Below are 11,694 nucleotides of genomic sequence, written 5' to 3' on the forward strand. Positions count from 1 at the left end.
AATGAGTGTAATTGCCGAAATAATTGATACTCTTGAATATAAAGTCGAAAAGCTTTTTGAGAAATCAAAAGGCTTAGAGAATAATAATCAGGCTTTACAATTAGAATTAACCAAAGCTGCGCAAATTATCCAGAAACAATCTGAAGAAATTGAAGCTTTGAAAAAGCAATACGAAACACTTAAGATAGCCAATTCGTTGCTCGGCAGCGACAATAACAAGAGAGAGACAAAGCTTAAAATAAATTCATTAATTCGCGAAATTGATTACTGTATAGCACAGCTATCAGATTAAAATAACGACATGGACGGAAAGCTTAGAATTAAAATATCAATTGCAGACAGAGTTTACCCTTTAACGGTAGAACCAGCTCAGGAAGAAGGACTTAGAAGTGCTTCTAAAAAAATTGATGCTATGATCAAGCAATTCGAAGAAAGTTACGCGGTTCGCGATAAACAGGATGTTCTGGCGATGTGTGCCCTGCAATTTGCATCACAAGTCGAACAAAAACAAATTGATAACGCAATCGATGGTGAAGAAACTATCGAAAGAATTAAAAGATTAAATTCGCTATTAGATCAATATCTCGAAAATTAAACGTTCTTTTACAACAACTAAGATACTGCCTACATTAGTTCACAATTGGTAAACTCAACACTAACAATTTAGAATGAGCAAATCGTCGCTACTATAGTATGCCATGCTTCGGCTTGGAAACTTGAACAGTGAGTTAGCTCAAAACTTGTCTTTACGAGTTTATTCAAGCAATTAATGTAGGCTTTTTTTATATATAAATTTTAACAAACATGGACATAATAACGATCATTATTTCAGGTATTATAGGAATTGCAGCAGGTTTTGCAATTGCTAAAATTATCGAAAAAAGCAATATTTCTAACCTCATTAAAAACGCAAAAAAAGAAGCAGCTTCCATTTTAAAAGATGCTAATTTAGAAGCTGAAAATATCAAAAAAGATAAAATCCTTCAGGCAAAAGAGCGTTTTATCGAACTAAAATCAGAGCACGAACAAGTTATTCTAGCAAGAGACAAAAAAGTAGCCGAGGTAGAAAAAAGAGTACGTGATAAAGAATCACAAGTTTCAAACGAACTTTCGAAGGCAAAAAAAGTAAACGACGATTTTGAATCTAAAACACAGGAATACAATAACAAAATTGAAGTTTTAGACAAAAAACAAACTGAAGTTGACAAATTACACAAAAGTCAATTGCAACAGCTTGAAGTAATTTCAGGACTTTCTGCTGAAGAAGCAAAAGAGCAATTAGTCGAAGGTTTAAAAGCTGAAGCTAAAAGCAAAGCAATGTCTCATATTCAGGACACGATCGAAGAGGCTAAACTTACTGCTCAGCAAGAAGCGAAGAAAATCATCATCAATACAATCCAGAGAGTTGGAACAGAGGAAGCAGTTGAAAATTGCGTTTCTGTTTTCAACATTGAATCTGACGACGTAAAAGGTAGAATCATTGGTCGTGAAGGTCGTAACATTAGAGCACTTGAAGCTGCAACAGGAGTTGAAATTATCGTTGACGATACACCGGAAGCAATCATCCTTTCTTGCTTTGATCCCGTTCGTAGAGAAATTGCCCGTTTATCATTACACAAGTTAGTAACTGACGGACGTATTCACCCTGCAAGAATCGAAGAAGTAGTTGCTAAAACAGCCAAACAAATTGACGACGAAATTATCGAAGTTGGTAAACGTACCGTTATTGATTTAGGAATTCACGGTTTACACCCTGAACTTATCAAAGTGGTAGGTAGAATGAAATATCGTTCTTCTTACGGACAAAACTTATTACAGCACTCCAGAGAAGTTTCTAAACTTTGTGGTATAATGGCTGCCGAATTAGGCTTAAACGTAAAACTAGCTAAAAGAGCCGGTTTACTTCATGATATTGGTAAAGTTCCGGATACAGAAAGTGACTTACCTCACGCTTTATTAGGAATGCAGTGGGCTGAAAAATATGGTGAAAAAGAAGAAGTTTGTAACGCCATTGGAGCTCACCACGACGAGATTGAAATGAAATCATTACTTTCTCCTATTGTTCAGGTTTGCGATGCTATTTCAGGTGCAAGACCAGGTGCAAGACGTCAGGTTTTAGACTCTTACATTCAACGTTTGAAAGATCTTGAAGAAGTAGCTTACGGATTTAGCGGTGTAAAAAATGCATACGCAATTCAGGCCGGTAGAGAACTTCGTGTGATTGTAGAAAGCGAAAAAGTTTCGGATGATAATGCTGCAAATTTATCTTTCGAGATTTCGCAAAAAATCCAAACCGAAATGACTTACCCGGGTCAGGTAAAAGTTACTGTAATTAGAGAAACCAGAGCGGTTAATATCGCGAAGTAATCTTCTCACTATTTATAAAAAAAGAAAGGCTATCAAATGATAGCCTTTCTTTTTTATACTAACTTAATATTTTAAATATCGTTAAAGATAATTTTAAAACTAGTTCCTACCCCTACTTTACTTTCTACCGAAATACTTCCCTTCATCGCCTCTATCTGATTTCTGGTAATATACAGACCAATTCCACGTGCTTCCTGATGTTTATGAAACGTTTTATACATCCCGAATAAAAGATCACCATAAACTGCCAAATCAATCCCTAAACCATTGTCTGTAATTTTTAAGGATTTATAACCTTCCGGCTCAATTGAAAAATCAAAAACAACTACAGGATCCCTGTCCGGATGCGCATACTTTATCGCATTTGTTGTAAAATTCAAGAGAACACTTTCCAGATAAGCCGGATTAAAATTAATCGTCAGATACTTCGGAACATTGTTAACAATCGTAACTTTTGTTTGTTTATCATAGCCTTTAATAGTTGTAATCGTTTTCTCTATATATTCCGAAAGCCTCAAAGGCGCCACAGCGATATTGATATTACTTTGTGTTTTTACAATCTGGGTTAAATTTGCGATCGTATCATTCAAATCATTTGAAACTGTTCGCAAATGTTCTAACATTTCGTTTATCGTTTGCTTATCCACATCTGCGTCAATAAAATCTAAAATAGATTTTATATTTCCGGCCTGAGTATTTAAATTATGCGAAACAATATGTGAAAAATTTACCAAGCGACTGTTTTGATCACTGTACAGTTTCATCGTTTTCAAGAGCTCTAATTCTTTCTCTTTTTGCAAAGAAACATCAGTATGTGTACCAATTACACGCAATGGCCTTCCGTTACCATCCCTTTCAATTACTTTTCCCCGATCTAAAATCCATTTATAATTACCACTTGAAGTCATTACCCGATGGTAGTTTTCGTAATAGGGAATTTTATTATCGAAATGTTCTTGAATATCTGAATAATACTTTGGAAGATCTTCCGGATGCACAATCTTATCCCACCGTTCCGGATCATCAAAAATATCCGTCGATTCTAACTCCAGAATCTTTAAGGACAACGACGAATAGAAGACCGTATTAGTCACCATATCCCAATCCCAAATTCCAGCCGTAGAAGCCTCAAGAGCAAACTGAAAACGTTCTTCGGAAATACGCAGCTTTTCTTCTTTGTCCTTTAGTTCCGTAATATCCGAAACATGCCCGAAAAAACTAACTCGTCCGTCTGCAGACCGTTCGGTTTTGGCCGAAACCTTAAACCACCGCAATCCTTTTTTAGGCAAAAGGGCTCTAAATTCAACATTCCAAGGTTGCACTTCTTTACGCGATTTGACCAAAGATTGAAAAAAGAGATCACGATCCTGAAGAGAAATCCGATCGTAAATAACCAATTTTACATCATTGGTAAAATCTTCTACACTAAGCTCAAAAATATCATCAGCAGATTTGCTGACCAAAGGAAAAGAATACCTGTTATCGCTGTCGATAACAAATTGAAACAGCAGATCCGGCATCTCGGCAAGCAATTTTTTATAAAAATTATTTACCTCTAAGCAATTCTCATTTCCATATAAATCAAAAACCATATATCACTTATTTATGTAGATTGAAATATTAAAACAATGATCTCAATAGCAAGAGCAAAAAGCTAAAATTGACACTTTTAGACACTAACTAACACAAAACTTTACACAATATATTACTTTTTGATTTAAAAATGACTTTCCGCTTCAAAAATTATTTCCTTGGATGAAAAGAAAACATCACTTCTTTCAGAAAACTCCTATCCAAATGCACATAAATTTCGGTAGTAGTAATAGATTCGTGCCCTAACATCAACTGGATCGATCTTAAGTCGGCACCATTTTCGAGTAAATGAGTTGCAAAAGAATGCCGCAAAGTATGCGGACTAATACTCTTATGCAGGTTGATTTTCACAGCAAGATCTTTTATAATGGTAAAAATCATGGCACGTGTAAGGTGATTGCCTCTCCTGTTTAAAAACAAGGTATCCTCACAGCCTTTTTTTATTTTAAGATTCCCCCGAATCTCCTTCTGATAAATCTGTATGTATTTTTGAGTCACTTTTCCCACAGGAACAAAACGCTCTTTATTTCCTTTTCCGGTAATTTTCACAAAACCTTCATCAAAAAATAAATCTGAAATTTTTAACATAACCAGTTCGGAAACCCGAAGCCCACAGCCATATAAAGTTTCGAGCATAGCACGATTTCGTTCGCCTTCATTGGTACTTAGATCAATTGCCCCAATAAGAGTATCTATCTCCTCTACAGATAGTGTATCGGGCAATTTTCTTCCCGTTTTGGGAGTCTCAATCAATTCCATTGGACTGTCATTTCTACAATCTTCAAATACCAGATAATTAAAGAAGCTTTTTAGTCCCGAAATAATTCGCGCCTGCGAGCGTGGATTGACTTCTTTAGCGACCGCATAAATAAACTGCTGTACCGTTTCATCATCAATTTTAAGCGGAGAGATCTCTATACTATTCGTTTCCAAAAAAAGACACAGCCGTTCGATATCAAAACCATAGTTTTCGATAGTATTTTTAGACAAACCTCTCTCAATACGTAGATACGACTGATAATCTTTTATGTAACGGTCCCATTTCATATGTACAAAGTAAAACATTTTTAGGCATAAAAAAACCTTCCCGATTAAAGGAAGGTTTTTCGATCTAATCTAAATTTATTGAACTTTTGACGGCTCGACAGTAATTGAATACAATCCTGAATTATATTCCCTAGTTGCATATGTATTTGGTTGCCTACTAATAATTACATTATCTGCAAAATTTACAATAACATCACCAAGCAAATCATTTCCTTGCGTAAAAGTCCTTTGAACAGTACTAACAGCATTAACTTTCTGGCTTGTTCCATATTTAAGTCCAATTTTCACATAATCTTTATACCCCCCACTTACGTCCACACCAAAATTAGAAGCAAATTCTACATTTCTAGATTCTGTCAATATCGTTGTTTCTGTTAAATCTATTTCCTCAATATCAATTTTAATTGACGAAGCATATTGATCTAAATCCCAATTAAAAATTGGAATATTCAAGCTCATATGTTTTAAAAAATTAATTTTTAATTCATAAACCACATAAGCAGGCCAACTTTTTCTAATGGCAACAAAACTATAATCAAAGAGATCATTCCCATTCGCATTAAAATATTTTATAATTTCACTACCAACACCGTTCTTTCCATTTACAATGATTCTAACCTTAAACTCAAAATTACCCCCTGTCCAACCGGTATTAAATTTATAATTGCCAGCGATAGAATATCCACCTTCAGCAAGTGTTGGATCACCTGTTTGATCAGCAATTTTATTATAGGCTGCCCTAGGATCACCTTGTAAAGCAAAATCTTTTATCGTTTCTTGAAAGTCATACTTAAAAGGCCCTTTAGGAGAATCTGGCGTAATGCCATAATAAATATAATCTCGTTGCCAACCATCTGTATTAAAGTAAGTACCAAAAGCTGTAACTAGCTTAGGATCTAAGAAGGGTAACGGAACTATTCTATTAGTCTTATTTTTTTCATTTTTCGCATGATCAAAACAATCATCCAAAAATTTATAATCACATCCATTAATATTCGCAATCTTGCTTGTTTTAATATTTTTACTAGTTGAACTATTACCTGAAATTATCCTTTCGTTATCCTTTAAAACTACAACAGGATACCCTGGAACATATTGACCACCTAATATCTCTTCACTACCATCTTGATTAATAATAGGAACGTCGTTACTAGTTGTAAGTCTAATAGCAACTTTAGGAATTTGATTTTCGGTATCCCATAATTTAGCAGAAAAAGAGTTTTCAGGCAATTCAGGAACTAATATAGTAAGCAACGGATTGTTCGTTTCTATAGCATTCAATAAACTCTCGCTTCCTAAATTTTCAAGAATAAGCTGTCTAACTGTTAAATTTTTCTCTACCCTCTCATTTTTAATCGTTTGATATAAAACTTCATAATCATTATCAAACATTTTTAAAGACTCATTTTTAATTAAATCTCTTAACATTTTACTTTCATTCAACGATTTTACTAAAGCTTTTCCAAAATCTCTTTTCAGATTCGAATTTGCATCATACAATTTATCAACTTTTAATTCATTTGCATTCTTATCCGATAAATCAGAACTATTGTCATTCTGATTTTCACAACTTGAAAAAATAGATAAGTAAAAAATACTTAACAAGAATAATCTCAAACTGGTTTTCATAAAATTAAATTTATATGTTTAATAATCTTACAATAACAACAATAATGACGCATAAAATAAAATTTTTCTTTCAAAATATACACAAATAAAAAACCTTCCACCATGGGAAGGTTTTTTTAATAATATCTTTAATTGAGATTAGAACTTATATCCTAATGTTAAAGCTAAAACACTATTTTTTGGACTATCTAAATATTGTTCAGTATTATCGACCTCATAATCTGCAATATTTGACAAACCTACGGTATAGCGAAGATTTACAGAAACATTATCTGTAAAATTATATCCGGCACCAAAATTAAACCCTGTATCTACAGATTTAAAAATATCTTTTGCATCATGACCTTCTCGCTTAGCAGATACTAAAAACCCTAATTGCGGACCTGCTTCCACCGTAAATTGTTTTGTTATAAAAAATTTAGCCAAAACTGGAACATTTATATAGTTTAATTTATCATCGAAATCACCAAAATTACCTTCCAGTTTAGCTCCTTGAGTAGAAAACAAAACCTCTGGCTGAATAGCTAATCTTTCAATAACTTTAATCTCAGCAAAACCTCCAACTTGAAAACCAACCAAAGATTTAGCATCCCAGTAATTTCCTCCGGCAAAAGTTGTAAGATTAAGACCTCCTTTTACTCCAAATCTTGTTTTTTGCGCATTAGCAAATCCAAACGCCATTACTGCTATAGCAGCCAAAATTATTCTTTTCATTACAATTTGTTTTTTGGGTTATTCGACATCAAATATAAAGATAACCTTATTAAAAACTCATTTTTATTATAGGAAATAAAACAGTACATACAATTTACCTCTCTTAAATTTGAAAATATATTATAATTTAGGAGATCTTTTCGCTCCATTCAAGTGCAGAATTTAAGTTTGAACATCATAATTAACTTACGAAATAAAACAGTCTTTATTTTTAATTTGAAATAAAAATCCGATTAAATTAAAGTTTCATAAGCAAAAACATATTATCAATAAACTTCTTAAATAGAGTTAATTACAGACTAAAAACCAATAAACATGGGAAATTTAGTAATTATTTAAACCAAAATATAAAACAATAAATTCCTAATTCTGTAGTTTTGACTATTAGATAACATTTAAAACATCAATTTTAAAAACACTTTTATGAAAAAAATAATCTTAGCAGCTGTCTTGTTCATCGCAACTTCAGCTACAATTCAGGCTCAATTGGTACAATTTGGAGTTAAAGCAGGCGTTAACTTTGCAAGTCAAACCGGAGACGCTGGTCTTAACGGAGTTGCATTTGACAAAGATGGTATTACAAGTTACCATGCTGGTGTAGTTGCCGAAATAAAACTACTTGATAAATTTGCTATTCAACCTGAGCTTTTATACTCAACACAAGGTGCAACTTATAAAAATGCAGTTAGTGAATTTAAAAACAAATTAGGCTACTTATCTATTCCAGTAATGGCTAAATTTTACCTAAATGATACTTTTAGTGTAGAAGTTGGACCTCAGGCTTCGTTTTTATTAAGCGAGAAAAACAAGTTCGACGTTAAAGACGCTGAAACTTTTGAATTTGGTCTTAATGCAGGATTAGGAGTAAAACTTACTAAAAGCATCTTTGTTCAGGGTCGTTATGGTTTAGGATTAACAGAAGCGTCTAAAAATGCAGATGTTAAAAATTCAACTTTCCAAATCTCAGCCGGATTCTTATTCTAAAAAATATATCACATACTTTTACAAAAACCGTTCTATTAATTGGAACGGTTTTTTTATTTTTACAGCTATGCAATGGCAAAGATCAATGACATTGGCAAAAGTCAATAGCAATGAAAACACCAATTGCATATCACATTTCAAAATTTACATTTCACATATTACACTAAGCTCATGAAAATTGCCATCATCAACGGACCCAATTTGAATCTTTTAGGAAAAAGAGAACCGGAAGTTTACGGAAGTCAAACTTTTGAAGATTATTTTGAAACGTTGCAGGTCAAATTTCCAAACCTTGAACTTTCGTATTACCAAAGCAATATTGAAGGTGAATTGATTGGAAAAATCCAGGAATTCGGTTTTTCATTTGACGGGATTATCTTGAATGCCGGAGCTTACACTCACACGTCTATAGGATTGGGCGATGCGATGAAAGCTGTTACCACTCCGGTGATCGAAGTTCATATTTCTAATACTTACGCCCGTGAAAGTTTCAGACATCAATCCTATTTATCCGGAAATGCTAAAGGTGTTATCCTTGGTTTTGGACTAAAAAGTTACGAACTGGCGATTCAATCTTTTCTGTGAGATGTTAGATGTAAACTGTAAAATGTGAAATGTGTGATCTGAAATATTTTACCGTTTAAATTGTAAATCCAGGAGCATTGTACATTTGATAACGTTTTATGAATCAGAAATCGTCAATCAAAATTATACTGGTAAAATTAACCTGTTGCTTACATTTTACAGCCAACATTTCACAACTTTTAATTTAACAAATTTTTAATATCCTCATTTTTAACTTATTCTATTTTTGTGAGAGAAACCACTTTCATGAAAAACTATACTCTACTTGCCTTTTTATTTTTTTCAATTTCAAACTTCGCCCAAATTAAGGGAACCGTAACCGATGAAAAAGGCACACCTTTGCCTTTTGTTTCCATCTTTGAAGAAAACACCTATAGCGGAACAACTTCTAACGAACAAGGGAAATTTCAGCTTACCATAAAAGAACCCGGCAAAAACAAAATCGTTTTCCAGTATCTCGGGTATAAGACTCAAAAAATAACAATTCCAACTGATGCCAAAACAACACTTCCGGATGTAAAAATGTCTGAAGAAAGTTTTGCCTTAAATGAAGTAGTAATCGATCCAAAAAACAATCCTGCCAACGCCATTATTAAAAGTGCCATTGCCAGCAAAAAAGACAACTCCGACAAAGTTATCCGATATACAGCCGATTTTTACTCCAAAGGGATGTTTAAGGTCAAAGATTTGCCCAAGAAAATTCTCGGACAAAAAGTAGATCTCGGTGATGATATGGCTTCCAATTTAGACTCGACAGGAACAGGGATTCTATATTTATCTGAAACCATATCTAAAGTTACTTTTGAAAAACCCAACAAGTTAAAAGAACGCATTGTCGCTTCTAAGATTTCAGGAAACAATAGAGGATACAGCTATAACACTGCTTCCCGATCGACTTATGATTTTTACGAAAACACTATAAGCTTCGATACTAAACTCATTTCTCCTATTGCAGACAATGCTTTCGCTTATTACAAATACAAACTTGAAGGCACTTTTTTCGATGACAACAAACAGCAGATTTATAAAATCAAGGTAATTCCAAAACGTGATAAAGAGCCTGTTTTTGAAGGCTACATTTACATAGTAGATGACAGCTTTGCCATTTATGCAATTGATCTGGACATCAAAGGCTATCGTATGAAAAACGAATTCACGGAGGTAATGAATCTAAAACAAAGTTTTAGCTACAATACGAAAAATAAAATCTGGATCAAAAATGCGCAAACCTTAGATTTCACAGCCGGTATTTTTGGCATTAAATTTTCCGGAAAATTTGCCTATGTATATTCCAATTATGAATTTCCTGCTTCGTTTGAAAAGAAAACATTCGGAAATGAAATTGTCTCATTCGAACTCAATGCAAACAAAAAAGATGATGCCTTCTGGAACAACATTCGTCCAATTCCCCTAACGATCGAAGAAAGCACTGATTATACAAAAAAAGACAGCCTGCTGGTTATTCGCAAATCTCAAAAATACATAGACTCAATTGATGCCAAAAACAACAAGTTTAAAGTATTGGATGTGTTGATGGGGTACGATTACAAAAACACCTTCAAACGACATTCTTTTGACTATAAAGGATTATTGAATCTGACTTCTTTAAGTTTTAATACGGTTCAGGGCTTTAATTTAGATTCTGGTTTTTCTTTTAAAAAGTGGAGTGAAGATGAAAGCAAAACGACTTCCATCAGTACCACTTTTAATTATGGTTTTTCAGAAGATCGCTTTAGAGTTATTGGAGAATTCAGTCATAAATTCAACAATATAAATTATGCTTTTATCAGAGTTTCAGGAGGAACTAAAGTGGCACAATTCAATAGTGCCGAACCAATCAGCAAGCTGATTAATTCTGTGAGCTCATTGTTTTTTAAAGACAATTACATGAAACTGTACAATCTGGAGTTTGCACAGATTAACTATTCACAAAATATTCTAAATGGTGTAAATCTGAATGCAAACGTAGCTTACGAACAACGCAAACCGCTTTTTAACACTACAGATTATACTTTCTTTAAAAAAGAGGACTTCTACTCGTCAAATAATCCACTCGCACCAAACGATTTTACGACTCCGGCATTTAGCCAACACCATTTGTTTAAAACTTCTTTAGGCGCCCGAATTAACTTTGGAAACAAATACATTTCAAGACCGGACGGAAGATATAATTTTAAAGACGGCAAATTCCCAACCCTTTTCTTGTCTATTGAAAAAGCATTTGCCGCCAGTGAAAAGAAATATGAATTTGAAAAAATCGGAGCGGCCGTATTCTACGATTTATCTTTGGGTAATAAAGGAGTATTAGGCATGAGTTTTAAAGCCGCAAAATTCTTTAACGCCGATAACATTTCATTTATCGATTACAAACATTTTAACGGAAACCAGACTCATATTGGAACCAGTGACCGTTATCTGAATGTTTTCAACCTAATGCCTTATTATACGAACAGTACTAATGACAGTTATTTTGAAATGCATCTGGAGCACAACGACAAAGGTTTTATCATGAATAAAATCCCGCTTTTGAATCTTTTAAAATCAACTATGAACATTGGTTTCCACTCTCTGGCCATACCGGATCGAAAACCTTACACGGAGTTTACTGCCGGTTTAGACAATTTAGGATTTGGCAAGTTTAAGATCTTCCGACTAGATTATGTACATTCCTATCAGGGAGGCATCCAACAAAATGGAATTATTTTTGGATTGAAGATTTTGAATGCACTAGATTAAAAAAAGGTGCTTAGGTTCTAAGGTACTAAGATCCTAAGA

Annotated in this window: 10 protein-coding genes; 6 read left to right on the plus strand and 4 right to left on the minus strand. The window is 33.6% G+C overall.

Annotated features, from left to right (window positions below):
- Position 1 precedes the first annotated feature (1 nt).
- From OGZ34_RS00645 to rny, 3 genes are all read left to right on the plus strand, one after another.
- Positions 2-292 (plus strand): hypothetical protein, encoded by a 291-nt coding sequence (locus OGZ34_RS00645; RefSeq protein ID WP_173965255.1) that lies wholly within the window; start codon positions 2-4, stop codon positions 290-292.
- A gap of 9 nt (positions 293-301) precedes the next feature.
- Positions 302-595, plus strand: a complete 294-nt coding sequence (locus OGZ34_RS00650) for a cell division protein ZapA (RefSeq protein WP_012022231.1) — start codon at positions 302-304, stop codon at positions 593-595.
- Between the two features lie 209 nt (positions 596-804).
- Complete coding sequence (gene rny, locus OGZ34_RS00655; RefSeq protein WP_173965254.1) at positions 805-2,367, plus strand: ribonuclease Y; 1,563 nt, start codon at positions 805-807, stop codon at positions 2,365-2,367.
- Positions 2,368-2,438: 71 nt separating this feature from the next.
- Here rny and OGZ34_RS00660 read toward each other — a convergent pair whose 3' ends face one another.
- From OGZ34_RS00660 to OGZ34_RS00675, 4 genes are all read right to left on the minus strand, one after another.
- Positions 2,439-3,959 carry a PAS domain-containing sensor histidine kinase gene (locus OGZ34_RS00660; protein ID WP_263361853.1) on the minus strand — a complete coding sequence of 507 codons (1,521 nt, stop codon included), beginning with the start codon at positions 3,957-3,959 and terminating at the stop codon, positions 2,439-2,441.
- 151 nt (positions 3,960-4,110) lie between these two features.
- Positions 4,111-5,007, minus strand: coding sequence for a site-specific tyrosine recombinase XerD (gene xerD, locus OGZ34_RS00665; RefSeq protein ID WP_263363123.1), 897 nt, complete (start codon positions 5,005-5,007; stop codon positions 4,111-4,113).
- Positions 5,008-5,082: 75 nt separating this feature from the next.
- The gene (locus OGZ34_RS00670) at positions 5,083-6,636 is read right to left on the minus strand and encodes a hypothetical protein (protein ID WP_263361854.1); all 1,554 of its coding nucleotides are present in this window, start codon (positions 6,634-6,636) and stop codon (positions 5,083-5,085) included.
- 138 nt (positions 6,637-6,774) lie between these two features.
- Positions 6,775-7,350 carry a porin family protein gene (locus OGZ34_RS00675; protein WP_263361855.1) on the minus strand — a complete coding sequence of 192 codons (576 nt, stop codon included), beginning with the start codon at positions 7,348-7,350 and terminating at the stop codon, positions 6,775-6,777.
- Positions 7,351-7,773: 423 nt separating this feature from the next.
- Between OGZ34_RS00675 and OGZ34_RS00680 the strand changes: the two genes are divergently transcribed.
- From OGZ34_RS00680 to OGZ34_RS00690, 3 genes are all read left to right on the plus strand, one after another.
- A complete protein-coding gene (locus OGZ34_RS00680) occupies positions 7,774-8,334 on the plus strand; it encodes a porin family protein (protein ID WP_173965251.1) in 561 nt (186 codons plus the stop codon).
- Between the two features lie 171 nt (positions 8,335-8,505).
- Positions 8,506-8,919 carry a type II 3-dehydroquinate dehydratase gene (gene aroQ, locus OGZ34_RS00685; protein ID WP_173965250.1) on the plus strand — a complete coding sequence of 138 codons (414 nt, stop codon included), beginning with the start codon at positions 8,506-8,508 and terminating at the stop codon, positions 8,917-8,919.
- A 246-nt stretch (positions 8,920-9,165) separates the two neighbouring features.
- Positions 9,166-11,655 carry a DUF5686 and carboxypeptidase regulatory-like domain-containing protein gene (locus OGZ34_RS00690; RefSeq protein WP_263361856.1) on the plus strand — a complete coding sequence of 830 codons (2,490 nt, stop codon included), beginning with the start codon at positions 9,166-9,168 and terminating at the stop codon, positions 11,653-11,655.
- Positions 11,656-11,694 lie beyond the last annotated feature (39 nt).

Source organism: Flavobacterium collinsii (assembly GCF_946903285.1).
Classification (GTDB): domain Bacteria; phylum Bacteroidota; class Bacteroidia; order Flavobacteriales; family Flavobacteriaceae; genus Flavobacterium; species Flavobacterium collinsii.